Origin of the sequence: Pseudonocardia sp. DSM 110487 (genome assembly GCF_019468565.1) — a bacterium.
Lineage (GTDB): Bacteria > Actinomycetota > Actinomycetes > Mycobacteriales > Pseudonocardiaceae > Pseudonocardia.
The window spans coordinates 6,315,415-6,340,395 of record NZ_CP080521.1; the positions used below are offsets into that span (position 1 = coordinate 6,315,415).

General features: G+C 70.8%; 26 protein-coding genes. 3 read left to right on the forward strand and 23 right to left on the reverse strand.

Translation table 11 applies throughout. The features are described 5' to 3' along the window. Nucleotides 1-331: 331 nt before the first annotated feature. Genes K1T35_RS29435 through K1T35_RS29445 form a run of 3 tightly spaced genes read right to left on the reverse strand, consistent with a single transcriptional unit; the run spans nucleotide 332 to nucleotide 2,120 of the window. Nucleotides 332-1,105, reverse strand: a complete 774-nt coding sequence (locus K1T35_RS29435) for a MerR family transcriptional regulator (RefSeq protein WP_220255049.1) — start codon at nucleotides 1,103-1,105, stop codon at nucleotides 332-334. Further along, on the reverse strand, nucleotides 1,096-1,623 hold the full coding sequence (locus K1T35_RS29440) for a GyrI-like domain-containing protein (protein ID WP_220255050.1): 528 nt from the start codon (nucleotides 1,621-1,623) through the stop codon (nucleotides 1,096-1,098). Before K1T35_RS29440 ends, K1T35_RS29435 begins: the two co-directional genes overlap by 10 nt. 35 nt (nucleotides 1,624-1,658) lie before the next feature. Continuing rightward, nucleotides 1,659-2,120 carry an RDD family protein gene (locus K1T35_RS29445; protein ID WP_220255051.1) on the reverse strand — a complete coding sequence of 154 codons (462 nt, stop codon included), beginning with the start codon at nucleotides 2,118-2,120 and terminating at the stop codon, nucleotides 1,659-1,661. Between the two features lie 159 nt (nucleotides 2,121-2,279). On the opposite strand from K1T35_RS29445, the gene glnA reads away from it, so the two are divergent. Further along, on the forward strand, nucleotides 2,280-3,701 hold the full coding sequence (gene glnA, locus K1T35_RS29450; protein ID WP_220255052.1) for a type I glutamate--ammonia ligase: 1,422 nt from the start codon (nucleotides 2,280-2,282) through the stop codon (nucleotides 3,699-3,701). 97 nt (nucleotides 3,702-3,798) lie between these two features. Here glnA and K1T35_RS29455 read toward each other — a convergent pair whose 3' ends face one another. From K1T35_RS29455 to K1T35_RS29495, 9 genes are all read right to left on the reverse strand, one after another. Then, entirely contained in the window at nucleotides 3,799-4,548 is a 750-nt protein-coding gene (locus K1T35_RS29455; RefSeq protein ID WP_220255053.1) for an SDR family NAD(P)-dependent oxidoreductase, read from the reverse strand. Then, the gene (locus K1T35_RS29460) at nucleotides 4,545-6,788 is read right to left on the reverse strand and encodes a hypothetical protein (protein WP_220255054.1); all 2,244 of its coding nucleotides are present in this window, start codon (nucleotides 6,786-6,788) and stop codon (nucleotides 4,545-4,547) included. Before K1T35_RS29460 ends, K1T35_RS29455 begins: the two co-directional genes overlap by 4 nt. A gap of 1 nt (nucleotide 6,789) precedes the next feature. After that, nucleotides 6,790-7,611 (reverse strand): carbohydrate ABC transporter permease, encoded by an 822-nt coding sequence (locus K1T35_RS29465; protein ID WP_220255055.1) that lies wholly within the window; start codon nucleotides 7,609-7,611, stop codon nucleotides 6,790-6,792. After that, complete coding sequence (locus K1T35_RS29470; protein ID WP_220255056.1) at nucleotides 7,608-8,567, reverse strand: carbohydrate ABC transporter permease; 960 nt, start codon at nucleotides 8,565-8,567, stop codon at nucleotides 7,608-7,610. Before K1T35_RS29470 ends, K1T35_RS29465 begins: the two co-directional genes overlap by 4 nt. 7 nt (nucleotides 8,568-8,574) lie before the next feature. Beyond that, complete coding sequence (locus K1T35_RS29475) at nucleotides 8,575-9,951, reverse strand: ABC transporter substrate-binding protein (RefSeq protein ID WP_220255057.1); 1,377 nt, start codon at nucleotides 9,949-9,951, stop codon at nucleotides 8,575-8,577. An 81-nt stretch (nucleotides 9,952-10,032) separates the two neighbouring features. Then, nucleotides 10,033-10,833 (reverse strand): FadR/GntR family transcriptional regulator, encoded by an 801-nt coding sequence (locus K1T35_RS29480; protein ID WP_220255059.1) that lies wholly within the window; start codon nucleotides 10,831-10,833, stop codon nucleotides 10,033-10,035. After that, complete coding sequence (locus K1T35_RS29485; protein WP_220255061.1) at nucleotides 10,830-12,026, reverse strand: mandelate racemase/muconate lactonizing enzyme family protein; 1,197 nt, start codon at nucleotides 12,024-12,026, stop codon at nucleotides 10,830-10,832. Before K1T35_RS29485 ends, K1T35_RS29480 begins: the two co-directional genes overlap by 4 nt. Before the next feature lie 154 nt (nucleotides 12,027-12,180). Further along, nucleotides 12,181-12,858, reverse strand: coding sequence for an alpha/beta fold hydrolase (locus K1T35_RS29490; RefSeq protein WP_255620871.1), 678 nt, complete (start codon nucleotides 12,856-12,858; stop codon nucleotides 12,181-12,183). Between the two features lie 46 nt (nucleotides 12,859-12,904). Beyond that, nucleotides 12,905-13,294 (reverse strand): hypothetical protein, encoded by a 390-nt coding sequence (locus K1T35_RS29495; protein ID WP_220255062.1) that lies wholly within the window; start codon nucleotides 13,292-13,294, stop codon nucleotides 12,905-12,907. A gap of 33 nt (nucleotides 13,295-13,327) precedes the next feature. Between K1T35_RS29495 and K1T35_RS29500 the strand changes: the two genes are divergently transcribed. Further along, a complete protein-coding gene (locus K1T35_RS29500) occupies nucleotides 13,328-14,296 on the forward strand; it encodes an alpha/beta fold hydrolase (RefSeq protein ID WP_220255063.1) in 969 nt (322 codons plus the stop codon). Between the two features lie 1,229 nt (nucleotides 14,297-15,525). On the opposite strand, the gene K1T35_RS29505 is transcribed toward K1T35_RS29500, so the two are convergent. The 3 genes from K1T35_RS29505 to K1T35_RS29515 are packed head-to-tail and all read right to left on the reverse strand — an operon-like array spanning nucleotide 15,526 to nucleotide 17,762. Then, the gene (locus K1T35_RS29505) at nucleotides 15,526-16,614 is read right to left on the reverse strand and encodes an aldo/keto reductase (protein ID WP_220255064.1); all 1,089 of its coding nucleotides are present in this window, start codon (nucleotides 16,612-16,614) and stop codon (nucleotides 15,526-15,528) included. 44 nt (nucleotides 16,615-16,658) lie between these two features. Further along, nucleotides 16,659-17,255 carry a TetR/AcrR family transcriptional regulator gene (locus tag K1T35_RS29510; RefSeq protein ID WP_220255065.1) on the reverse strand — a complete coding sequence of 199 codons (597 nt, stop codon included), beginning with the start codon at nucleotides 17,253-17,255 and terminating at the stop codon, nucleotides 16,659-16,661. A gap of 15 nt (nucleotides 17,256-17,270) precedes the next feature. Beyond that, the gene (locus K1T35_RS29515; RefSeq protein ID WP_255620872.1) at nucleotides 17,271-17,762 is read right to left on the reverse strand and encodes a MarR family winged helix-turn-helix transcriptional regulator; all 492 of its coding nucleotides are present in this window, start codon (nucleotides 17,760-17,762) and stop codon (nucleotides 17,271-17,273) included. Between the two features lie 71 nt (nucleotides 17,763-17,833). Here K1T35_RS29515 and K1T35_RS29520 point away from each other — a divergent pair, with 71 nt between their 5' ends. Beyond that, nucleotides 17,834-18,559 carry an SDR family NAD(P)-dependent oxidoreductase gene (locus K1T35_RS29520; RefSeq protein WP_220255066.1) on the forward strand — a complete coding sequence of 242 codons (726 nt, stop codon included), beginning with the start codon at nucleotides 17,834-17,836 and terminating at the stop codon, nucleotides 18,557-18,559. 3 nt (nucleotides 18,560-18,562) lie between these two features. On the opposite strand, the gene K1T35_RS29525 is transcribed toward K1T35_RS29520, so the two are convergent. The 8 genes from K1T35_RS29525 to K1T35_RS29560 form a co-directional block, all read right to left on the reverse strand. After that, entirely contained in the window at nucleotides 18,563-19,627 is a 1,065-nt protein-coding gene (locus K1T35_RS29525) for a sodium:calcium antiporter (protein ID WP_220255067.1), read from the reverse strand. Continuing rightward, a complete protein-coding gene (pqqE, locus tag K1T35_RS29530; RefSeq protein ID WP_220255068.1) occupies nucleotides 19,624-20,718 on the reverse strand; it encodes a pyrroloquinoline quinone biosynthesis protein PqqE in 1,095 nt (364 codons plus the stop codon). Before pqqE ends, K1T35_RS29525 begins: the two co-directional genes overlap by 4 nt. After that, nucleotides 20,711-21,013 carry a pyrroloquinoline quinone biosynthesis peptide chaperone PqqD gene (gene pqqD / locus K1T35_RS29535; protein WP_220255069.1) on the reverse strand — a complete coding sequence of 101 codons (303 nt, stop codon included), beginning with the start codon at nucleotides 21,011-21,013 and terminating at the stop codon, nucleotides 20,711-20,713. The genes pqqE and pqqD overlap by 8 nt, the downstream gene beginning before the upstream one ends. Next, on the reverse strand, nucleotides 20,967-21,677 hold the full coding sequence (gene pqqC / locus K1T35_RS29540; RefSeq protein ID WP_220255070.1) for a pyrroloquinoline-quinone synthase PqqC: 711 nt from the start codon (nucleotides 21,675-21,677) through the stop codon (nucleotides 20,967-20,969). Before pqqC ends, pqqD begins: the two co-directional genes overlap by 47 nt. Further along, nucleotides 21,674-22,564, reverse strand: coding sequence for a pyrroloquinoline quinone biosynthesis protein PqqB (pqqB, locus tag K1T35_RS29545; protein ID WP_220255071.1), 891 nt, complete (start codon nucleotides 22,562-22,564; stop codon nucleotides 21,674-21,676). Before pqqB ends, pqqC begins: the two co-directional genes overlap by 4 nt. Nucleotides 22,565-22,616: 52 nt before the next feature. After that, nucleotides 22,617-22,706, reverse strand: coding sequence for a pyrroloquinoline quinone precursor peptide PqqA (gene pqqA / locus K1T35_RS29550; RefSeq protein ID WP_246121799.1), 90 nt, complete (start codon nucleotides 22,704-22,706; stop codon nucleotides 22,617-22,619). A 71-nt stretch (nucleotides 22,707-22,777) separates the two neighbouring features. Continuing rightward, complete coding sequence (locus K1T35_RS29555; RefSeq protein ID WP_220255073.1) at nucleotides 22,778-24,475, reverse strand: PQQ-dependent dehydrogenase, methanol/ethanol family; 1,698 nt, start codon at nucleotides 24,473-24,475, stop codon at nucleotides 22,778-22,780. A gap of 15 nt (nucleotides 24,476-24,490) precedes the next feature. Beyond that, nucleotides 24,491-24,955, reverse strand: a complete 465-nt coding sequence (locus tag K1T35_RS29560; RefSeq protein WP_220255074.1) for an MSMEG_3727 family PQQ-associated protein — start codon at nucleotides 24,953-24,955, stop codon at nucleotides 24,491-24,493. Nucleotides 24,956-24,981: the final 26 nt, after the last annotated feature.

Sequence of the window (24,981 nt, forward strand, 5' to 3'; positions counted from 1 at the left end):
GCAGACGGGCTCGTCCAGGACATGCCCCCGCGTCGGGGACGGCCGCCCGCGCAACCACGGAGTTCGGTAGTTCTCCCAACCCGGCCACCTCCACATGCGCGGGGTCGAGGTGAACGAGCGGACTACGGGGGAGGCCTGGAGCGGTGCACGGCCGGCACTGCCGGGCTGGGTGCCGGGACGGCGCGCCCAAGCCGCGCCTTCCATGATCAGATCGACACCATGAGTCTCGGTTCAAGATCGGACACCCATGGTGTCGACATGACCATGAAACGGGGCGCGAGGCGCCCGTGATCATTCCGAGGTTCGGCACAGCGCCGAAAGCACAGCTCGCTCAGCCCTCCGCGCCGAGAGCCACCGCCACGCGCGTCACGAGTTCCTCCGGCTCGGCCGTGCTCGGGTCGGTCAGGTACGTCTCGGTCACCGGGCCGACGGGGCGGTGGCCGTGCTCGCGCACGTTCTCCAGCAGTGCGGTGTAGGCCAGCGGGAGCTGCGGGTACGGCCCGACGTGCAGGGTGGTGGCCCATGGCCCGCCGGGCAGTAGGGCGTCCCCTCCGGCCGCGGGCACCCCCACGTGCACGTCGAACTCGTCCACCAGATCGAGCGGGAACACCGCGACCAGCGGGGCGCGCCCCGCCTCCGCGAGCTCCCGCAGAACGACCCGGCACAGGGCGCCGGTGTCCTCGTCGAGGGCCACCGCTCGCACGCGGCCGGTGCGACCGTTCAGCCGCACCGGCGCCCGGTCGGTGATCCCCACGGCGTACGGGACCCGCTCCGGCGCCCTGCGCAGCGCGTCGAGCGTGCGCAGGGCCTGCTCGCGGCGGGCCAGCTCGGCGGCCAGCCGCTCCCGCTGCTCGCCGAGCACCGCGGCCACCGTCGCGTCGTCGGGCGCCGAGAGAACCTCCCGCACCACCGGCAGCGGCACGTCGAGTCCGCGCAGCAGCGCGATCGTCGTGGCCGTCCGCACCTGCTCGGCGCGGTAGTAGCGGTAGCCGGAGTGCTGGTCGACCGATGCCGGCACGAGCAGCCCCTCGGCGTCGTAGTGCCGCACGGCCTTGACCGTGAGGCGCGCGAGGCGGGCGAACTCGCCGATCGGCATCAGACCCATCGGCTGACCGGCACCTGCAGGAGCGTCCGCAGTTGCGCCGGCGGCGTGGTCGACGGATCGGTCAGGTAGACCTCCGTGTGCGGGCCGGCCGGCACGAGGCCCGCCCGTTCGACGAACGAGTACAGCGCCGCGAGCGACGGCCCCTCGTCGGCGTACGGGCCGCGGTGCAGCAGGCGCGCCACCTGCCGCGGCTCTTGGTTGCGCAGGTTCACCGGCGCCCCGAAGCGGCGACCGGCCGTCTCGACGGTCTCCGGGACGGCGGGCGGCGGCGCGGGAACGGACAGGCGCCAGTGCCAGCCGTCCGGCCGGTCGAGGTCGAAGCGCAAGGGGTCGCCGTCCTGGCTGTAGCTGCCCTCGAGCGGCACGTCCTCGCGGGCGCCGAGCGCCGCCCGGACGGCGAACAGGGCGCGGACGGCCGAGGTGAACGCGGGCGCCTCGGGGGCACCGGTGCCGTCGACGGTCAGCACGGCGCGGGCAGGCAGGTCGACGAACTCAGGGGCGGTGGTGTCGGTGTGCATGGCCGGAAACGCTCGGGTCTCCCCCACGGGGAGGGTCAAGCCCTGCTGCGGACGACGACGGTGCGGGCGGCGCGGTCGTGCCAGCCGCGGCCGTCCTCGTCACGGGCGAGCGCCGGCAGCACGAACGCGATCATGGCCGTGCGCAGCAGCGCCCGCGGCACGCCGATCACCGCCGAGGAGTCCACCGAGGCCACCCGGATCCCGAACGCGGTCTTCCCCGCGCTCGCGCCGAACACGGCCACCGGCACGGCGGTGAGCAGGTACCAGATCCCCAGCACCGACCAGCCGAAGTTCGGGTCGCCCAGCGCGCCGGGCCCCGTGAGGAGTGCCGCGATCCCGTACGCCAGGAACCAGTCGATCGCGAGCGCCGCGACCCGGCGCCCCAACCCCGCAACCGAGCTGACCCCGGTGGCAGGCAGGCCCAGCCGCTCCCCCGGGTACGGCCCGCCCGCCTCCGCAGCGGCTCCGGGCAGCCAGGACTGGATCCAGCGGGCCATGACGCTCAGCCTATCGGTGTGACGAGGACCCACCTCGCGGCCGAGTCCGTTAACGTCTGCGAAACCAACGAGTGACGACCGGGCAACAACGCCCCCATAGGTTCGCCGCCGACGAAGGCAGTCCTACCCGACCAGCGTGTCGCATGAAGGAGTCAGTGGGTGTTCAGCAACTCCGAAGAGGTCCTGAAGTACATCTCGGACGAGGGTGTCGAGTACGTCGACATCAGGTTCTGCGACCTCCCCGGAGTGATGCAGCACCTCACCGTCCCCGCGTCCACCGCCGGTGACCTGCTCGAGAACGGCGCCGCGTTCGACGGCTCGTCCGTCCGCGGCTTCCAGGCCATCAACGAGTCCGACATGGCGCTCTTCGCGGACGCCGCCACGGCCCGGCTCGACCCGTTCCGCAAGCACAAGACGCTGAACATCAACTTCTTCGTGCACGACCCGATCACGGGCGAGCCCTACAGCCGCGACCCGCGCAACGTCGCCCGCAAGGCCGAGGAGTACCTGCGCGCCTCCGGCGTGGCGGACACCGCGTTCATGGCGCCCGAGGCCGAGTTCTACATCTTCGACTCGATCCGCTTCGGCTCCAACCCGCAGGAGTCCTACCACCACATCGACTCCGTCGAGGGCTGGTGGAACACGGGGCGCGAGGAGCAGGGCGGCAACCTCGGCTACAAGATCAACTACAAGGCCGGCTACTTCCCGGTGCCGCCGGTCGACCACTACGCCGACCTGCGCGCCGACATCGTCAGCAACATGATCGCCAGCGGCTTCACGGTGGAGCGCGAGCACCACGAGGTGGGCACCGCCGGCCAGGCCGAGATCAACTACAAGTTCAACACGCTGCTCCACGCGGCCGACGACATCATGCTGTTCAAGTACCTCGTCAAGAACACGGCGTGGGCGAACGGCAAGACGGCCACCTTCATGCCGAAGCCGCTGTTCGGTGACAACGGCTCGGGCATGCACGTCCACCAGTCGCTCTGGAAGGACGGCCAGCCGCTCTTCCACGACGAGTCCGGCTACGGCGGCCTGTCCGACATCGCGCGCTACTACGTCGGCGGCCTGCTGCACCACGCCCCGAGTCTGCTGGCGTTCACCAACCCGACGGTGAACTCCTACCACCGCCTGGTGCCCGGCTTCGAGGCCCCGGTCAACCTGGTCTACTCGGCCCGCAACCGCTCGGCCTGCATCCGCATCCCGCTCTCCGGCAGCAGCCCCAAGGCCAAGCGCATCGAGTTCCGCTGCCCCGACTCGTCGGGCAACCCGTACCTCGCCTTCTCGGCGATGATGATGGCCGGTCTCGACGGGATCAAGAACAAGATCGAGCCGCCGGCCCCGATCGACAAGGACCTCTACGAGCTCCCGCCGGAGGAGGCCAAGGACATCCCGCAGGTCCCGGGCAGCCTGGGCGCCGTGATCGACCGGCTCGAGGCCGACCACGACTACCTGCTCGAGGGTGGCGTGTTCACGCCCGACCTGATCGAGACCTGGATCTCGTACAAGCGGGAGAACGAGATCGACCCGCTGCGGCTGCGCCCGCACCCGTACGAGTTCGCGCTGTACTACGACGTGTGATCCCCACGTCGCCGTGAACTGACGGCACGCCCGAAAATGGCGGTTGACCTGCGGAAGCGTCTCATGACGCCTCGCCGATCAGCCGCCATTTTCGTGGTCAGCCGCCGTTCACAACGCGTAGGGAGCACCCGCCGTCCATCACCAGTGCCGTACCGGTCATGTAGCGCGCCGCGTCCGAGCAGAGGAAGGCGACACCGTCGGCCACCTCCTCCGCGGTCTGCAAGCGGCCGAGCGGTACGGCCGTGGCGGCGCGGGCCGCGTACTCGGGCTCGGTCTCGAGCTGCCGGCGGGCCATCCCCGCGGCGACGATCCCGGGCGACAGCGCGTTCACCCGGATCCCGAGCGGAGCGAGTTCGGCGGCCATCGCCCTGACCAGCATCAGCACACCCGCCTTGCTCACGCTGTAGGCACTGATGTCGGGCCAGGGCTGTTCCCCGACCCAGGAGCTGATCATCACGATGCGTCCGCCTCGGGAGGCCATCTGCCGGGCGGCCGCCTGGGCCGGCAGGAAGCACCCCGTCAGGTTCACGTTCAGTTGTGCCTGCCAGTCCCGCGCGCTCACCTCCAGGAACGGCGCGGAGCGCACGATGCCGGCCGCGCAGACCAGAACGTCGACGTCGACGAGCTCGGTGAACACCTCGGAGACCGCACGGGCGTCGGAGACGTCGACGTCCCGGTACCTCCATGCCGCGGTTCCGAGCGACTCCCGCAGCCGCTCGCCGGCGCTCGCGACATCCAGCACCGTCACGCGGTAGCCGTCGGCGAGCAGTCGCCGGCAGACGGCCGTGCCAATGTCGCCCGCCCCGCCGGTGACGACCGCATGCTGCGCTTTCTCCGTGCCGCTCATGCCGGCCGCCGCGCGGTGACGCGAATCCGGCCGGCCACCGGGAGGGCGATCCAGCCGCCGTCGGACACGGGTTCGCCGTTCACCGCGACGTCGGTGAACGCCAAGGGCAGCCGGAGGCGCACCGACGCCGGGGGCAGCCCGGTGTCGGCGAGGGCGAGGTCGAGCTGCACCGCACCGTCCACGTCCACCCGGGCGTCGAGGTCGATCGGCCCGAACCGGGTGGGCGTGGCCAGGGCGCGGATACGGGCGCCCGGGTGCAGCCACGCGTCCGGGACGCCGGGCAGCACCTGCAGGCCGTCGCCGGCCTCGAACACCAGCAGGTGGCGCACGAGCCGGACGAACTCCGCGGACGCCCAGTTGTGCGGCATGTCCCCGCAGATCTGGCCGTGGCCGGAACCCGTGACCGACTGCTCCTCCCGCCACACCAGGGTGGGCGCTGCATGGTTCGCGAAGGCGTAGAGGTAGTCCACCGCCTTGTCACCGCGTCCGGCATAGAGCCAGGCGTGTGCGGTGAAGGACGCGGCGTAGCTCCAGACGGCGCGGTACGGGAGCCAACCCGTGGTGAGCGGGATCCCCTCCTCGTCGTCGCGGGAGTCGAGCAGGGCCAGCAGGTCGGCGACGATCTCGTGATCAGGGGGCAGGATCTCGCCGGGCCAGATGGCCTGGCACAGCGCCCACACGGCCGACTCGGGCTGGATGCGGTGCTGGCGCCCGACGACCTCGTCGGCGACGCGGTGATGGAAGTGGTGGGAATGCACCCCGGTGGCCGCCGGGATCATCGGCAGGTACGGCAGGCCGTCCGGCGTCACACCGCGCAGCTGCCGGGCCCGCTCCCGGAAGCGCTCGTCGAGCCGGTCATAGAGCTCGGTGATGCCCTCGCGGCCCGGCAGCTGCAGCCGCTGCGCCGCGCGGGCCGCGCTGCGCAAGCCGGCGAGCGTCCAGATGGTCGTGGTCAGCTCGGCACGGCGCCCACCCACACCGCCGTCGGCGAACGCCTCCGGCATGAGCCCGGCCAGCGGGTGATCGGCCGGGAGGGCGTCGGCCTCGCGGTTCAGGGCGGCGATGTGCTCCACCGCGCGGCGGACCGTGGGCCACAGCGCCCGCAGGCCGTCGTCGTCGCCACGCAGCTCGTGCTGGCGCACGATCGTGAACACCGCGATCGCGGTCTCCTTGATGTGCGGGTCAGTCACCATCTCGGTGATCGAACCGTCCGGCTTGACCCGGCGCAGCAACGCCTGGATCCCGGCGTCGGCGCTCTCGTGCCAGCCCAGGTACCTCGCGGCTTCGAGGATGAAGTGCCCGTCGGCGATCCACAGGCCCCGGTAGATGGTGGGGCCGACCTGCAGTACGGGGAGTCCGTCGACGTGCTCGGCGGCCTGCAGGAGGTTGCGCGCCGCGGCGGTGAGGACATCCATCACGGCCGGATCGGGCACTTCCAGCACGGCGGGGCTGAGCGGAAGCTCGTCCCAGAAGCTGCGCGTCTCGGCCAGGGCGGCCCGGGCGTCGTCGAACCGGAGGTCGTCGGCGGCCCCGTCATCGAGCGGGACGATGACGGCCCCTTCGGTGGCCTCGCCACCCCGGAGCACCTCGGCCAAGGTCGCAAGCCCCGACGCGGGCACGAATCCCGTGGTGTGCGCCCGCAAGACGCGCTGCGGGCTGCTGACCAGGGCAACCGGCGCCGTAGCCTCCGCAGCGTCCTCGCTCGCCGTGTCGTCGGGCCAGATGCCCAGCCGCGGCTCCGCGCCCGCGGGGAAGGAGCTGATCGCGTGGGTGGGTGCCTGCCCGGGCGGGGCGTAGACCCGCTCCCGGTCGTGCACGTCCAGGTGCAACCCGGTGAGGAGCTTGTCGACGTCCGCGTGGGCCGCAATGCGCCACAGGGTGACGTCGCTGCGCCGACCGTCGGAGTCGACGTGGGCGAACGTCGTGAGGGTGAGGGTCTGGCGCGGATAGGTGATCGTGGTGGTGACGATCGCCCGCCGTGGGCTCTCGACCGTCTGCTCCACCGACAGCGGCGCGTCGTCGGTCTGGGCACGCAGGGCGACGACCCGCTCGAACAGCCACGCCTCGTGGTGCACCTTCCGGAACCCGTACAGCAGCGCGCCGTCCTCGCGCACCAGTGACTTGTGGCGGTCGAACGGGCGGCCAATGAGCGTCCACCGGCTGCGCGGCGCGTATCGGAAGTCGATGACGGGGGACGAGTGTGCCGCGCGCGAGGGAGCGATGCCCAGATCAGCGCTCATGTCAGCCTTTGACCGATCCTTCCAGCATTCCGCGGATGAAATGTCGTTGGGTGAACAGGTAGACGGCGATCACCGGCAGCGTGATGAGCAGCGCCCCGGCCGACAGACCGGCGACGTCGACGGTGCGCTCCCCCACGAACAACCCGAGCCCGGCCGGGGCGGTGCGCAGCGCGGGGTCCTGGATCAGCACAAGGGCGAGCAGGAACTCGTTCCAGCTCCACAGGAAGAACAGCGTGGCGAGGGTGCTGATCGCGGGGCGCGCGGTCGGCAGCAGGACCCGCCACAGAGTGGTCCAGCTGGAGGCCCCGTCGATCCGCGCCGCCTCCAGGAGCGATCGGGGCGAGGACAGGAAGAACGCCCGCATCCAGAAGGTTCCGAACGACACCGACAGGGCGATCTCCGGGAGGATGAGCGCCCAGTAGGTGTCGGTGAGGCCCAGCGAGCGCAGGTCGTAGTACAGCGGCACGACCGTGGCCTCGAAGGGCATCACCAGCCCGATGAGGAACAGGTAGAACAGCGCCGTCGAGCCCCGGAAGCGCATGGTGCCGAAGGCGTATCCGCTGAGGATCGAGAGCAGCGTCGCGACCGGGACGACGACGACCGCCACGAGGGCGCTGGAGCTCATCAGGTCGGCGAAGCCACCGACCTCCCAGGCCCGCACGAAGTTCTCGAAATGGAATTCAGTGGGGAAGGACAACCCTGTCACGGTGCTGCCGGGTTTCTGGAGGGCGATGGTGAGGATGTTCACCAGCGGCAGCAGAACCACTGCGCTGAAGAGTGCGAGCACCACGTAGATGACGGCGCGCTCGAGGCGGGCGGTCATGTCCTGTCCCTTCCGAGCCGGGTGATCAGCAGGAGTGCCACGAACGTGATGGCCATCAGCACCACCGCCACGGCGCAGGCGAGGCCCACCTCGCTCTCGCGGAACGCCAACCGGTAGATCTCGACGGCCGGCACCGTGCTGGCGTTGCCCGGGCCGCCGTTCGTCGTGACGTAGACGAGGTCGAAGTTGCGCAGGGCATAGATGGCGGTGATCGTGAGTGCGACGGTGACCTCCTGGCGCAGCCCCGGCAGCGTGACGGCGAAGAACTCCCGCACCGGTCCTGCCCCGTCCATCCGGGCGGCCTCGTACAGGCTGCGATCGATCTTCTGGGCGCCGGACAGGAACAGCAGCATGCACAGGCCGTACATGACCCAGGTGCCGACCAACCCGACGGCCGGCAGCGCCAGGTCGAAGTCGCCCAGCCAGGCCCGGGTGACGCCGTCGAGCCCGACGAGGCGCAGCAGCTGGTTGACCGCGCCGTCGTCGGCGTACATCCACCGCCACGCCACGCCGACCACCACCATCGCGATGACCTGCGGGAGGAAGAGCACCGACCGGAAGAAGGCCAGGCCCCGGATCTCGTGGCGGCTCAGCAACGCGGCCAGCACCAGTCCCAAGGCCACCGGCAGCGCGCAGGTGAAACCCAGGAAGGCGAGCGAGTGGACGAAGGCCGCCCGCAGGTCTTCGTCCCGCAGCACCTCGACGTAGTTTTCCAACCCGGTCCACGTGCCGACGGTGATGCCGTTCCAGTCGAAGAACGACAGCCACACGGTGTGCAGCAGGGGCAGGAGCACGAAGGCGGCGTAGACGGCCAGGGCGGGCAGCAGGTACAGGTACGCCACCCGGCTGGGCTCGAGGCCGCCCCGTCGACGACGGGAGTCACCGGCCGCCGGGTCGCGCCGCTTCGCCCGCGTGGTGGCCGGATGGACCCGTGCCTCGTCGGTTGTCGTCACCATGTCCGCTCTACTTGTCGGCCTGGAACTCGGCCCAGTCGGCCTGCACCGCCGCGATGAGGCCCTCGGCGGTCTGCTCGCCGCCCAGTAGGCGCTGGACCTCGGGGAACAGCGTGTCGTCGCCCATGGACGGGGTCGCCCAGTCCACGTACAGGGCCTGCCCGTCGGCCGCCGCCACCTGCTGCCAGCCGGCGAGCGTGCCCTCCTGTGCGGTACCGGCCGGGGCCGTCGCGGCGCTGTCCCGCAGTGCTGGCAGGTATCCGCCCGCGAGAAGCTCCGGAGCGGCGTCTGCGGAGATCATGAAGTTGATGAACGCCGCCGCGACGTCCGGGTGTTCGGTGCGGGTGGAGATGCCGAACGGCGAGGTCAGCGCCGCGGTGGCCCGGGCCGGATCGCCGGCCGACACCGGCGGGAGCAGCATGAACCCGGCGTTGCCCGCCATCTCCTCGTCGATCCGGGCCTGCGCCCAGTTCCCGGTGATCATGAAGACGCCCTCGCCGTTGATGAACTTCGTCGTGCCGTCCTCGTAGGCGGTCCCGTTCGCCGACGGAGTGATGTAGCCGGCGTCGACCCAGGACTGCAGCGTGCTCGCGGCCTGCTTCACCCCGGGACGGTCCAGCGTGGCGCCGGGCTCACCGTAGATCCACGACCGGATCGCCTCGACGTCGTCGTACTGCGCGATCAGGTCGGTGAGCAGGTGGTTGCCCGGCCACCCCTCGAGGTTGCCGAGCTGGATGGGCACCTCGCCTGCCGCCTTGGCCGCCTCGAGCGCCGCGACGAACGTCGCGAGGTCGGGCATCGCGGGGTCGATGCCGAGCCGCGTGAGCTTCTCCCGGTTGTAGTAGACGCCGACGAGGTTTCCGCCGAGGGATGCGCCGTAGAGGTCGCCCTGCCCGAAGGTCATGCCGTCAGGGGTGAACCGCAGCTGGTCCAGCAGGCCGGGGCTGAACCGATCCGCCCACCCGTAGGCCTGCGCGTAGTCGTCCAACGGGCGCAGGAGACCGGCCTGCACCAGCGGCCCCATCATGACGTGGGCCTGCCCGACCTGCGCGATGTCGGGCGGGTCGTTGGACGACATGACGAGCTTGACGTTCTTGCCGTAGTCGGCGAACGCCGAGTAGCGGGGCTCGATCGTGACGTTGGGGTGCGCGGCCTCGAACGCCTCGATGAGCCTGGTGATGGCCTCGCCGGTGCCGTCTGCCTCGAAGTGCGTCAGGGTCAGGCTGATCGGCTCGCCGTCGGGGACGACGGTGGAGATGGGCTGGTTTTCGCGGGTCTCAGGGGCATTCGCCCCCGGCGTGAGGCTGCACGCCGCAAGGGCGGACGCCGCGACACCGACGATCACCGCCAGCCACATGCGGCGCGGGGAGTGCGCGGATTCGAGCATGAGTGACCTCGTTGTCGGAAGGGCGGTAAAACCGGTCAGACCACAATGCCCAGACGTATTCGCAGCGTCAAGGTCCACGCCTCAGCGGTCGGGCGCGACCTGCTCGAAGACCTCGTTCAGCAGATGATCGAGACTCACGGCGGGGCCGAGCCGTTCGAGCTCGCGCCGCGCCAGCGCGTCCAGGCTGGCGTCGTAGTCGGCGCCGTAGAGCCGTTGCGCCACCGACAGGTGCTCCAGCATCGCCTGGCTCGCCCGCGCCGGGTCGTGCTCCCGGATGGCCTCATAGATCTGCCGATGGAAGGGCTCACCCGCACGGACGACCTCCGGGTCGGCCAGGCTGCGCAGCATCTGCTCGAACGCCAGCCCCGACACCGAGGCGAACATGACCTCGATCACCGAGTTCCGGGCGATCCGCGCGATCGTGGCGTGGAAGACGATGTCCTGGCGCGCCTTGCCGATCACGGTGTCCGCGTGGTCGAACCGCTCCAGGGTGACCCGCAGCTCGTTCAGGTCCTCTGGCGTCGCCAGTCGCGCGGCGGCCGCGGCCGTGACCGTCTCGACCATGATGCGGGCCTCCGCGACCTCCCGTGGAGTCGCGTTCCGGCGGCGGTAGAAGGAATCCAGCGGACGGGCGCCGTCCGCGACGCGTGGCGGACGCACGAACGTACCGCGGCCGGGCACGACGTCGAGCAGGCCACGCTCCTGCAGGCTGCGCAACACCTCCCGCACGATCGGCCTGCTGACGTTGTACCGCTCGGCGAGCACCCGTTCCGAGGGCAGCTGGTCCCCTGCCGCGAGCCTGCCGGAGAGCAGCTCCTCCTCCAGCCGGCCCTCGAGGGCGAGCCGCGGGGGGCGGACCCCACGGGAGGGCGCGTCGGTCATACCGGAACGGTAGCCACGAATGCCCCGCTACCGACGATGCGGGTCTCCGGGTCGGCGAGGACGTGATCGCGCAAGCGGATTCCGAAACCCGGGCCTGCGGCGGGCCGCACCCGACCGTCAGCGACGTCGGGGAGACCGTCCACGATCTCCGGCCACCATCCGTGGAAGTAGGAGCGGGTGAACTCCTGCACCTCGACCCCCGGCAGGTGACTCGCCAGCGCCACACTGGCCGCGAAGACCAGCGGACCACTGCAGTCGTGCAGCGCCAGTTGCCGGCCCGCGGCCTGCGCGGCCGCAGCCACCTCGAGCGCCTCCGTGACGCCCCCGACCCATCCGACGTCGACGATCGCGACGTCGACGCCCTCGGCCGCGAGGAGGTTCCGGTGCGCCATCGCACCGCCGAGCGTCTCCCCCGCCGCGATCGGGACCGAACTCTGCCGGCGCAGCTCCGCCAGCCCGTGTACGTCGTCGGGCCGCAGTGGGTCCTCCACCCAGAACGGCTCGAACTCCGCCACCGCCCGCAGAATGCGCAGGGCGGGCGCGGGTTGCCACAGTGCGTGCAGCTCGACGGCGATGCCCATCCTGTCGCCCACGGCCGAACGGATCCGGCGCAGGGGCTCCAGACCTGCCGCCAGGTCGGCATCGTCGATTCTCTGCCCGTCGCTGCTCTCGGCGGCCCGGTCGAAAGGCCAGATCTTCATGGCTGAGATGCCCTGGGCGAGCAGGTCTTCCGCCAGTTCGGCCGGCCGGTGCAGGAAACCCGCGAGATCCTCGTAGCGGCCGGGGGTTCCGCCGGCGACGACGCCCCAGTTCTGGGAGGACTGCCCCGACGTACCGCGCATGTACAGCGGGCCGGCACAGGTGTTGTACACGCGAATGCTCTGCCGGACCCGCCCCAACAGGTCGGCCACCGGCAGCCCCGCCGCCTGTCCGGCCAGGTCCCAGAGGGCCAGGTCCACGGCACTGCGGGCGCGCGTCTCCGCACCACTGCCGGCGTAGCCGACGTAGCCGGTCGCCACACGGCGGATGCTGTCGCGATCACCTGCGTCCAGGCCGATGATCCGGGGCGCCAGTTCCTGGTGCACGACGGTTTCCACCGCCGCCGCGCCGTAGAAGGTCTCACCGAGGCCGACGAGCCCGGCATCAGTGTGGACGCGTACGTAGAGCAGGTTGGGCAGCGGCGGGAGGCGCACGGTTTCAATCCCAATGATCTTCACGACGCTCCGGGGCTGTCGGTCACCAGCCAGCGGCCTGACCGGTCAGACCGGATGGTGCCCGAGGCGACCAGCGCGGTCAAGGGACTACGCCGACGTGTGATCCGCTGACGGCCTTCGTCGTGCAGGGGGGTCAGCGGATGGCCGGTGGCAGTGCGCCGAGAATCGCCGCGAGGCTGTGCGGGTCGCGGCGGGCGATGTTGTGACCAACGGGAATATCGTGAACCCGCCAGCCCGAGTCGTCGCGTAACCGTTCGGTCAGGGTCACGAACGGGCTACCTGGCCACGCGCCACCGCTGATGAACGTGCGGCTGAGCGCGGGCCTGGGGTTGCCTTCCAGCCTGATCGACTGAACGAAGCTCGCCATCGGGTGTGGTCGCGCGCGAGGGTCGAGCCCGTCAGGGACTGCGACCCATCGGCCGTCGGCGCGGGCGCCGGCTATGAACAACTCCCGGAAGCTTTCGCTGGTCAGAGACCAACACGAATCCCCGTCGTCCGGGACGTAGGCGTCGATGAAGACGAGTTGATCGAGGCGGTGACCGAGCCGGTCCGCGACACCGGCGATCACCATCCCGCCGTAGCTGTGCCCGCACAGCGCGAGTGGCGTTTCGTCGTGACGATCGATGATCGCGGCTACCTGGTCGATATGGGTGTCGAGGTTCGGCGGACGGTCCGCGTCGACCGGGCCGTCCAACTCCAGCCCGGACAGGGTCACCGCCTCGACGTGGTGGCCCTCTCGGTGCAGCTCGGCGGCCACCGAGTCGAACACCCATCCGCCTTGCCAGCCACCCGGCACCATCACGAACTTCACCGCGTCATCGTAGTGCTGGAGCCATAGCTCGTGATCTTGCGAACCACTAGCCCTGTGGGCCCAGCCAGCGCGCCGCGGCCTCGAAGGTGTCGGACGGCGAGCTGTTGAAGGCGATCGCGGCGTCCGGTGCGTGCCGGCGCACGAGGTTGACGACACGCTCGAAGAGGTCGAGCAGCTCCTCGGGCTTGCGGACGCCGCCGCCGATGACGACCACCTCCCACGGCCGGCTGGCGAGCGCGTCGGTCACGACCGCCTCGATGTCGTCGCTCCCGTCGAGCCCGAACAGGCAGGTTTCGGCCCCGATCCCGGCGTCGGCGAAACGAGCCATGGAGACGGCGAGTGCATCGGCCACGGCCGCGGGATCCCATGGCCCGGGCACCCGGTACGGGTCGAACCCGATCACCAGGACCCGCGGCTCGGGAGCGGAGGTGTTCACCCGTGCAACGCTAGCCGCCGTAGGTTCGCGGTCATGGACGCCACCGCGATCACGCACCGGTTCATCGATGTGCACGGCCTGCGGATGCACCTGGCCGAGGCCGGGCCGGAGGACGGGCCCGTCGTCCTGCTGCTGCACGGGTTCCCGGAGTGCTGGTACTCATGGCGACACCAGCTGGTGGCGCTCGCGGCGGCCGGGTTCCGCGCCGTCGCCCCCGACCAGCGCGGTCACGCGCGCAGCGACGCACCCGCCGCGATCGAGGACTACACGATCCTCCACCTGGTGGGCGACGCGATCGGGGTGCTGGACGCCGTCGGGGCCGAGCGGGCCGTCGTCGTCGGGCACGACTGGGGAGGCCCGGTCGCTTGGCACACGGCGCTGTTGCGGCCCGACCGCGTGCGCGGCGTCGTCGGGTTGTCGGTGCCGTTCCGCCCACGCGGCTCGGTCCGCCCCACGGACGCGTTCGCCCGCCGCTTCGGCCCCGGGTACTACATGCTGCATTTCCAGACGCCCGGCCTGGCCGACGCCGAGCTGGCCGCCGACCCGCGCACCACGTTCCGGCGGCTGCTCTCGGCCACATCAGGAGGAACGCCGCCGCCGCTGCCGGTGGTCGAGCCGGGCGGCGGCTTCCTGGGTTTCCTGCCCGAACCGGATCGCCTGCCTGCCTGGCTCACCGAGCAGGACCTCGACGTCTACGTCGAGGAGTACCGCGACCGCGGGTTCACCGGCGGGCTCAACTGGTACCGCAACATCGACCGCAACTGGGAGCTCACCGCCGCATGGCACGAGACCCTCGTCACCCGGCCCGCCCTGTACCTGGCGGGCGAGCACGACCTCGTGATCGCCGGTGTCCCCGCCGACGCCCTCGCCGACTCGCTGCGCGGCACGCTCCCCGACCTGCGCGGCGTCACCGTCCTGCCGGACTGCGGGCACTGGACCCAGCAGGAACGGCCGGAGGAGGTCAACGCCGCGATCGTCGAGTTCGCGGGCGGCGTCAGCTGACGGGCCGGGGCACTAGGCCGCGCCCATGATCCGCAGTATCGGTTGGTCATGGCTGTGGCGACAACCATGAGCAACCGATACTTGCGATCTTCGCGTCCATGATCCGGAGTTTCGGGTGCTCACGGTCGTGAGAGCAGCCATGGACAACCGACCGTTCAGATCTTGCCTCCCACCGGCCCGGGCGCCAGGACGGTCGGGGTGCGATCGTGTCGATCCAACGGGTCGATCTGGTCGAGTGCCTGCCGGTGGGCGCGCCGTTCCCGGCCCGGGCCGCCCGGTACCCGCCTCGTGGTCCGGGCTTCGCGTGTGGTTCTGCCGGCTGCCTCGACCCGGTCGCTTTGCGGGGGTGGCTGGGTTGGGTGCACTACCGATTAGTGGGGTTGCGTGGGCGGCCGTCCCCGACGCGGGCACAGGCCCGTTTCGACGAGACCGTCCTGCCGGGTGCCACGCGACTGGCTGTGGTCCCGACCCTCCACACACCAGCCCTTCTCCGGGTGATCATGGCCAGGCCACTCCAGGGACAGGCCCCACGCGCAGGTCCATGATCAGCAGGACCGGGACACCCGCTGCAGGGGTGCCTCGCCGGTCTGAACACACCGGCTGCAGGGATGCAGGCCAGGTCCCGATTCCGCTGATCACACCCCAGATTCCAGGGGGTGGCCAGGGGCGGACGACGGGACCACAGCCAGTCGCGTCGCACCCAAACCGCGGCGGTCTCGTCCCAGACGGGCGTGCCCCCGCGTCGGGGACGGCCGCCCACGCAACCACATGATTCGGTAGTGCACCCAACCCAGCCACCCCGACAAGACGACCCGGTCGAGGCGAACCGGCGAGAGCACGCCGGCAGCCGGGGGCTCGCGGGTGAGACCGGGGCTATCCGGTGCCGGGTACGGCGCGCCCATGAAAGCGTCCGGCACCCAACCGCACCCCCAGGGGAGGCGTTCCGCGGAACGCACCCGCGACGCCAACGATGATCAGCGGCTCGGCGCGAAACCCGACGCCCTGCGTCGGGAAAGGCGCCGACCTGATGATCACAGGCTCCCCGACCGCCCGACCCGGGCCCTGAGTCGCCTGGCGCGCTCGTTCTCGGCCGGCGCACCCGGTCGACGGGGTGTCTGACCTGCGACGGGCTGCGTCGACCGACACGGGTTGCGTCGGCAGCTCCTCCGTGCCGAGTTGCGGCCCGAGCCCTGCGATCAGAGGAATGATCACGAAGTCCGGCCGCAGTACTAGGCGCCGTTGAACACCGGCGGCGCATAGCCGGACGGCTTGTCGCCGATCCCGAGCCCCGGACTGACGATCCAGGACTGGTACCTCGCGGTGAACATCGAGTACACCGACGGCAGCTGCGGTGCGCTCGCCTCGTCGAGCAGGCGGCGGGCGTCCGCCGGGATCTCGAAGTGCAGCGCCGCGAGGTTGCTCTCCAGCTGGGCGGGACTGCTCGCCCCGACGATCACCGACGCGACGGCGGGCTGGGTCGCCGCCCAGTTGATCGCGACCTGGGCCATGCTGCGGCCGAGATCGGTGGCCACGGTCTCGAGCGCCTCCACCACCTTCCATCCATCGTCGGTGATCTCCAGCCCGGGTGTATCGGGGTTGCCCAGGCGGCCGGAGCCCGTCAGCGCCGACCCGTTGCGCCGGTACTTGCCGGTGAGGACGCCGCCGCCGACCGGGCTCCACGCGGTGATCCCCATGCCGAGGGACTGGGCCATCGGCACGAACTCCGGCTCGATGCCGCGCGCGATCAGCGAGTACGGCAGCTGCACCGTGACCATCGGGGTGAGCCCGTGCGCCTCGGCATAGCTCTGCGCGCGGGCGGCGTACCACGCGGGCACGTCGGACAGCCCGGCGTACCGGATCTTGCCGGCGCGGACGAGGTCGTCGAGGGTGCGCACGACCTCCTCGACCGGCGTGATGCGGTCCCAGGTGTGCAGCAGGTAGAGGTCGAGGTAGTCGGTGCCGAGGCGGCGCAGCGTCGCTTCGAGGGCTCGCATGATGTGCTTGCGCCCGTTGCCGCTCGCGTTCGGGTCGGCCGGGTCGACCGTGTTGGTGAACTTGCTGGTGAGCACCAGACGGTCCCGGACCCCGGCCTTGGCGATCAGCCGCCCGAGGATGTGCTCGCTCTCCCCCGCCGTGTAGAAGTCCGCCGTGTCGATGAAGTTGCCGCCCGCGTCGAGGTAGCCGCGGAAGATCGGTTCCGCCTCCTCCTCCGTCTTGCCGTATGCGGCGTGGAAGCCGCCAGTGCCGAAGTTCATCGTTCCCAGTGCCATCCGGCTGACCCGCAGTCCTGACCTGCCGAGCAGGTAGTAGTCGCTCATCACGCCTCCACCGTGGCTCGACAAAATTGGACCCGCAAGTCCAATCAGGGGCGACCCCTCAGGAACGCGATTCCGGTGTCCAACGCGGCCTCGAGGTGGGCCGTGCCGCCGGTCGACATCAGGATCAGCACGCCCCCTTGGACGCCGGCCACGAGCGCCGCCGCCGAGCGGTCGGCGTCGATCCCCGCATCGATCTCGCCCGCACCCTGCATGTGCCGGACACCGGCGGCGAGCTCGTCCTGCCAGCGCTGGATCAGCTCCGTGACCACGGCCTGCGCCCCGGGCGTGCTGCGCCCCAGCTGTGACGTCACGACGCCGAGCGGGCAGCGGCTGCCCTGCCCCCGGTACCGGGCCACCACGGTGTCTCGCCATGCGCCCCACGCCCGCCACGACGTCAGCTCGCCCAGCTGAGGCTGCTGGTCGGCGAGGACGCGGTCGGCCTCGTGGCGGGCCACCGCGAGCAGCAGCTCGTCCTTGCCTTCGGGGAAGTAGTGGAAGAGCTGGCTCTTGCTGGTCCTCGTGCGCGCACGGATGTCCTCGAGCGTGGTGGCGGTGACGCCGTGCTCGCGGATCTGCGCGGCCGCCCCCTCGATGATCCGCCGGCGGGTGGCAGCACCCTTCGCGGTGAGCACGCGTGTCATCTCACACTCCCCATGTCAGAGGCCTGCGTTCAGCGCGCGCAGCAGGCGCGTGAGCTCGCCGCGCTCCTCGGGTGCCAGGTGGGCGATGAGCCGTTCCTCCGCCGCGAGGAACTCGGCGATGTCCCGGTCGATCCGCTCGCGGCCCGCGGGCGTCAGCTCGACCGCCGAGGTGTGCCCGCCGGTGGTGCGCCGCGTCTCGACCAGGCCTGCCGCCTCGGCGCGCGCCACCCGTTGACTGATCGCACCGCCCGTGACGAGGCACGCCTGCGTGAGCTCGGCGGGCGTCATCCGGAACGGCGCGCCGGACCGCCGCAGGGTGGCGAGCAGGTCGAACGTGGCGCTGTCGATCCCCAGCGCCGCGAGCGTGCGCCTGCGATGGTCGGCGAACGCCTTCGCGATGCGCAGCACGCGCGCCACGACCCCGATCGCCCCGACGGGCACGTCCGGGCGCTCGCGCGCCCACTGCTCGGCGATCTCGTCCACCGCGTCGCGGCCCCCGTGACCCACCCCGCCGACTTTAGCCCTAAAGATTTGCTACCGTCGAGGCGTCCAGTCTTTAGAGCTAAAGAGGAGGGATCATGACCAGGACCGCAGTGGTCACCGGGGGCGCGACCGGCATCGGGCGCGCAGTGGCCGAACACCTCGTCGGGGAGGGCGCCGAGGTCACGATCGTCGGACGCAGGCGGGACGTCCTCGCCGCGGCCGCGGCCGAGATCGGCGCGAAGGCGGTGGCCTTCGACGCCGCAGACCCGGCCTCCGTCACCGCCGCACTGCCGCAGCTGCCGGACCCGATCGACGTGCTGGTGAACGCCGCGGGTGCCAACACCGACCTGCGGGCCGACCGGCCGGCCGACGAGCTCGTCGCAACCCGAGCCTCGTGGCTGGCGAACTTCGAGGCGAACGTGCTCACCGCGGTGCTCGTCACGACCGCTCTGCTGCCCCGGATCGCCGACGGCGGGCGGATCGTCAACCTGGGTTCGGTCACCGCGCGGTCCGGTGGCGGCAGCTACGGCGCGGTCAAGGCCGCGGTCGAACCGTGGACCAGCGAGCTCGCCTTCCAGCTCGGCACGCGCGGGATCACGGCGAACGTGGTGTCACCCGGTCCGACGGAGGGCACCGAGTTCTTCGGCGGTGCGGACTTCCCGCCGGAGCGCCGCGCCTTCGCGGAGAGCCGCAGCGCGGACGGCAGGCTCGGGCGGGCCGACGAGGTCGCCGCGCTCGTCGCGTTCGTGGCCTCGCCGCAGGCGTCGCACCTCACCGGTCAGGTGCTTCACGTGAGCGGCGGCATGCACCTGGGCCGCTAGTGTCTAGTCGACCTCGATCGGCGGGCCCTCGAAGATCCCGAAGCTGACCACCCAGTAGGCGATGTAGAGGGCGAGCAGCGTGACGCCGTGCCAGCGTCGCAGCCGTCCCGTGAAGATGAAGTAGGCGCCGAGGCCGGTCACGACGATGAGGGCAGGCAGGTGCCATGTGAGCACCGCCGGTTCGACCACGATCCCGCCGGCCAGCAGGATGATGCCCAGCTTGCCCGTGACGGAGAAGACGACGCTGCCGACGACGTTGCCCACGCCGATCTCCGGCACGCCGCGGCGGATGGGTTCCACGGTCAGGAAGATGTCCTCGATGGTGAGGACGGCGGTGGCGATCGTCGCGCCGAAGAGGGTGCCCTCGAGCCCGTAGGCCTCGAGGATGCCCTCGGTGCCGATGCCCGTCACCGTGGCGCCGATGATCAGCCCGGCGAGGGCGAGCACGGCGAGTCCGAGCCGGATCCAGCCGGAGCGGGCCCCGGTGGTGACGAACGGCATCGCGTCGGAGAAGGCGTTCGGCCGCTCCTCGTCCGGGGTGTCCGGGGTGTCCGCAACCGCCGTGCCGCCCCCGGTGGCACGGGCCGCCGCGTACGCCTCGTACATCTCGGCGTCGCGGAAGACCGGCGTGTCACTGCGGTACTCGCGCGCGGCGACGTAGGCGATGAACACGACGAAGAGCGCGAGCAGGATCACGCCGTGCACCGCGGTGAGCGGCGCCATCACGGTGAACGCGATCATCACGAGCGGCGCGGCGCCCAGGACGACGACGTACTCGCGCGGGATGTTCACGCGGGTGGGGGTCAGGATGGCGGCGAGCGCGAGCACGACGCCGGTCATCGAGAGCGCGGTGCCGAACACGACGCCGAGCGCAACGCCCTCGAGGTCCTCCAGGTTGAGCGCGACCCCGAGGAAGACGTCGTCGAACTCGATGCCGGTGAAGATGATCGCCAGCAGGAACACCGACACCCGCAGCCCGCTCGCGATCCCCACGAGGTAGCCGATCAGCTTCTCGGCGCTGTAGATCAGCAGCACCGCGCCGGCGAGGAAGACGAAGATCGACGTCACGGGACCACCTCTCGTGGATGCGGGCGGGGTGTCAGTTCGGTCTCGCGCTGACGAGCCGGGTCATTCGCGGCGGACACCACGGCGGCGACGAGCTCGTGGTCCGGGGAGAGGTGGCAGACCGGATCGGTGCGCGCGGCGTCCCCGGTGAGCTGGAACGCCTGGCAGCGGCAGCCGCCGAAGTCGAGCTCGCGGCGCTCGCAGCCACGGCACGGCTCGGGCATCCAGTCCGTGCCACGGAACCGCTGGAAGAGCGGCGACTCCTCCCAGATCCAGTCAAGGGACCGCTCTCGCACGTTCGCGCGGGGCAGCGGGAGCTCGTGCGCGGCCAGGCAGGGCAGGGCGTCGCCATTGGGCGCGACGACGAGCTGGCGGCTCGCCCAGCCACCCATGCAGGGCTTGGGGTAGCGCTCGTAGTAATCGGGGAGGATGTAGAGGATCTGCATCCGGCCGCTCAGCCGCTCCCGCGCGGCCCGCACCACCTTCTCGGCCCGCTCGAGCTGCTCCCGGCTCGGCAGCAGGGCGTCCCGGTTGCGCCATGCCCAGCCGTAGTACTGGGTGTTGGCGAGCTCGACGCGGTCGGCGTCCATCGCCTCGACCAGGTCGAGGATGCCCTCGATCCGATCCAGGTTCTGCCGGTGCAGCACCACGTTCACGGTCAGCGGCCAGCCGAGCTTCTTGACGGTGCGGGCCGCGTCGATCTTGCGCTCGTACGACGGCGTGCCGGCCAGCCGGTCGGACAGGACCGGCTCGTCGGCCTGCACGCTGATCTGCACGTGGTCGAGGCCCGCCTCGCGCAGCCGCTCGGCCCGAGATGCGGAGAAGCCGAGCCCGCTCGTCACGAGGTTCGAGTACATCCCCAGCTCACGGCCGGTCCGCACCAGCTCGACGACGTCGCGGCGCCGCAGCGGCTCCCCGCCGGACAGGTGCAGCTGCAGCGCACCTAGCTCTCGCGCCTCGGTGAACACCCGCTGCCATTCCGCGGTGGTCAGCTCGTCGGCGTAGCGGGCGAGCTCGAGCGGGTTGGAGCAGTAGGCGCAGTGGAGCGGGCATTCGTACGTGAGCTCGGCCAGCAGCGCGAAGGGCCTATCCACGCTCGACCTCCACACACCGTCGCTCGACGAGCCGGGCGAGGAACTGCCGCACGTCCTCGTCGACGACCCGGGAGTACCGCGCGTTCAGCTCGGTCACGATCTCGGTCACGGTGCGCTGCCCGTCGCAGAGCTCGAGGATGTCCGTGCCGGTCGCGTTCAGGACGACGACGGTCTCCGGCGAGAGCAGCACGTGCCGCTCCCGCGCCGGGTCGAACGTCAGCCGGACGTGCGGCGCGAGGAGCGGACGGTCATGGCTGTCGATGAGCCTGGTCTGCGTAGTTCTGTTCGATGGCATCGAGCATGCTCCAGAGGACGTCGTTCTTGAACGCGAGCGCCGCCACGGCCGCAGCCTGCTCGGCAGGCGTTCTGCAGTGCTCGGTGACGACCTCGAGGGCGTGCTCGGAGTCGCGGGGCGCCTGGGTCAGGCGGGCCCGGAAGTAGGCGAGCCCGGCGGGGTCGATCCACGGGTAGTGCCGCTCGAACGCGGCGAGGCGCTCGGCCATCAGATCCGGCGCGAACAGCTCGGTCAGCGACGATGCGACCGCCTCGACCCACGGCCGGGTGCGGGCGAACGTCACGTAGGCGTCCACCGCGAAGCGCACACCGGGCACGACGTGCCGCTCGTCGGCCACCTCCGCACGTGAGAGCCCCACCGCCTCGCCGAGGGAGAGCCACGCCTCGATCCCGCCCTCACCCGCAGCGGTGCCGTCGTGGTCGACGATGCGGCGGATCCAGCGGCGGCGCACCTCCGGGTGCGGGCAGTTGGACAGGATCGCGGCGTCCTTGCGGGGGATGTTGGCCTGGTAGTGGAAGCGGTTGGCCACCCATCCCCGCACCTGCTCGCGGCTCAGCGAGCCCTCGTTCATCCGGCGGTGGAACGGGTGCAGCGCGTGGTAGCGCTGCGACTGGGCGCGCAGCGCGGCGACGAACTGATCGGTATCCGCAAGGGTCGCCGTCATACCTGCACCTCCATGCCGTCCACCGCCACCTCCATGCCGTTGTCCTCCACGGCTCGCCGCTCGCGCGAGTCGTCGAGCAGGATCGGGTTCGTGTTGTTGATGTGGATGTAGATCTTTCGGGCTATCGGCAGCGGGGCGAGCTGCGCGAGGCTCCCGCCGGGACCGTCGATGGGCAGGTGCCCCATCTCGCGCGACGTCTTGCGGGCCAGGCCGAGCTCGATCAGCTCGTCGTCGCGCCAGCAGGTGCCGTCGACGAGCAGGCATGAGCAGCCCTCCACCTGGTCGCGCACCGGGGTGAAGGACTGCATGCCCGGCAGGTGGACGGCGGACCGGCCGGTGCGTTCGTCGGTCAGGCGGTAGCCGACCACCCGGCCCTTCTCGGAACCGGAACCGAAGCGCGCCCGCTTGCTCGTCGGCACGTCGAAGGCCCGGTACGACAGCCCGTCGCCGAGCGAGACGTCGGCGTCCGGCACCACCGGGTGCCAGCGCACCGGGCAGTAGGCCTCGAGCGTGCGCAGGATCGACGTCCCGTCGGCGAGCGTGGCGCGCGCAGCCTCGGTCGAGTGCACGTCGATGCCCCGCCCCTCCCGCAGGAGCAGCAGACCGAGCGTGTGGTCGAGCTCGGCGTCGGTGAGCAGCACCGCCTGGATCGGCGTCGTGCGGCCGTCCCGCGGGCGCAGGGCGGGGAACGACTCGATCTGGGCCCGGATGTCGGGGGATGCGTTCAGCAGGAACCAACGCCGCCGGTCGGCGCTCACCGCAACAGACGACTGCGTGCGGGGCCGGCATGGCCGGGTGCCGTCCCGGACCGCCCGGCATCCCGGGCAGTCACAGTTCCACTGCGGGAACCCGCCACCCGCGGCCGACCCGAGCACGCGAATCCACACGCCGGCATCCCCCTCCTGGGGGACGCCCTTTGGGCGCCCCCCGGACTCGGTATCAGTCGTCCATCCGGGCGACGTACATCGTCACCTCGGGCGCGCACGCGAATTCCTCGAACTCGGGGGTCTCCCATTCAGCGAGCTCCACAGGGTCACCTCCTTTCGGTCGCCGGATCACGAATTCGCCGTGTTCATGTCACCGCGTCACTCTTCAGGGCATCACTCTTCAGGCAGGGCAAAGGTGATGAGCGCGCTGCCGTGGCCCGCGCCGAGCATGCCGGGCAGGAACCCCTCGGCCCATCCGCCCCAGCCGACCGGCACGGCCACGTACTGCCGTCCGTCCACGCTGAAGGTCGTGGGGCTGCTGTGGTGGCCGCTACCGCACTGGAACTGCCACAGCTGCTCCCCGGTGCGGGCGTCGAGCGCGACGAACTCACCCGTCGGTTTGCCGGCGAACACCAAGTCGCCGCCCGTGGCCAGCGTTGAGGCGCACATCGGGAGCTCGTTGCGATAGCGCCACTTCTCCTCGCCAGTGGCGTCGAACGCGCTGATGGACCCCGCCATGTCCTCGATGTCCACCTGAACGCCCGCGCCCCAGTAGGGGATGCTCTCCTTGAACTCGCGCCGGCGGCGGGTGGCCGTCGCACCCGTGTCCTGCACCGGCACGTAGAAGAGCCCCGTTCGCGGGCTGTAGGACGCGTGGGTCCATTCCTTGGCGCCGGCCGGTCCCGGGTAGAAGTGGACCGGTTCTCCTTCCTTGTCGGGGTAGACCTTTGCCGTGACCTGGCCCTCCCTCGTGATCGCTCCCCACGTGATCCGGTCCACGAAGGGCGTGATGCTGACCCGCTCGCCGTTCGTGCGGTCCAGCACGAAGAAGTAGCCGTTCTTGTCGAAGTGCCCGAGCAGCCTGCGGTTCTCGTGCTCGAACAGGATGCACTCGGCGATGCTGTCGTAGTCCCACACGTCGTGCGGTGTGCACTGGTAGTGCCAGCGGATCTGACCGCTGTCCACGTCGACGGCGACGATGCTGTCGGTGAAGAGGTTGTCGCCCTCCCTGACCTCGCCGTCGAAGTCGGGCGCCGGGTTGCCGGTGCCCACGTACAGCAGGTTGGTCTCGGCGTCGAAGGTGCTGGTGAGCCAGCAGTTCGCGCCGCCACGCTGCCACGCCTCGCCGTCGGGCCATGTCTCGGAGCCGGGCTCGCCGGGCTTCGGGACCATGTAGCAGCGCCACTGGTGCTCGCCGGAGTCGACGTCGAAGGCGTCGAGGTGGCCGCGCGTGCCGAACTCGCCGCCCGAGCTGCCGACGATGACCAGGTTCTTGACGACCAGCGGGGCGACCGTGGCGCTCTCACCGGCGCGCACGTCCCCGTAGGTCTTGTCCCACACGCGCTTGCCGTTGGTGGCGTCGAGCGCGAGCACGTGGGCGTTCGCGGTGACGAAGAAGACCTTCCCCTTGGCCACGGCGACCCCGCGGTTCACGTTCCCGCAGCACAGGGACACGTCGAACGGAATCGCGTGCTTGTAGCGCCAGATCTCCACGCCGGTCTTCGCGTCGAGGGCCCACACCCAGCCGTCCCAGCCGGATACGAACATCACCCCGTCGACGACGACGGGAGCGGCCTCGAACGAGTACGTCGACGCGCCCGCGATCAGGCCGCTCGTGCCGGCCTGGAAGACCCACGCCGGAGTCAGGCGCCGGACGTTCTCCGTGTTGAGCTGGTCCAGCGGGCTGTAGCGCTGCCCGTTGTAGGCCCCGTAGTAGGTGAGCCAGTTCTGCGGTTCCTCGCGAGCGTTGAGAATGCGCTCGTAGGTGACTTCTGCCACGACTGGTGGCGCGACATCCCCACCGGGAGTCTTGTAGTTGAGGAGTCCCTGGTCGATGGCCTCGCCCGCGTCGACGTAATCAGCGGTCGTCATATCCTCTCCTCCTTCCTATGGCCGCGGCTGTTCGGGTCGGTCGAGTCGGGCCTCCGGTGGAACGTCGCCGAGTACGACGATCGCGCCCGTGAGTCCCCGTCCCTCGTCGTTTCCGGTGGGCGAGCTGAACCAGTAGTAGCCCGGTCCGTCGAGGTTGAGCGTCGCCCGTCCCCGGGAATGGTTCACCAGCCAGATGAACTTCCGGTCGCCGTTGCTCGGCAGGAGCGCGCAATGCGTGTTCAGGTCGTCGTTGATGAGTGTGAGCTCGATATCGCCGCCGTGGGGCAGGACCAGGACCGACGGGTCCCAGCACAGCTCGTCCGGGTTGATCCGGATCGTCGCCTCCATGCGGCCGTCGCTTCTCTCCGTGGCCTGTGCAATGTTTCCGGTCGCCAGAACGCTGCCCAGCGCCGCCTTGTTCTGGCCATCCAGGCCGAGCTTGCCAAGCAGGGCTGTACGCTCCTGCGCGGTACTCGTCACCGGCTCCACCTCCTCATTCGGAACTT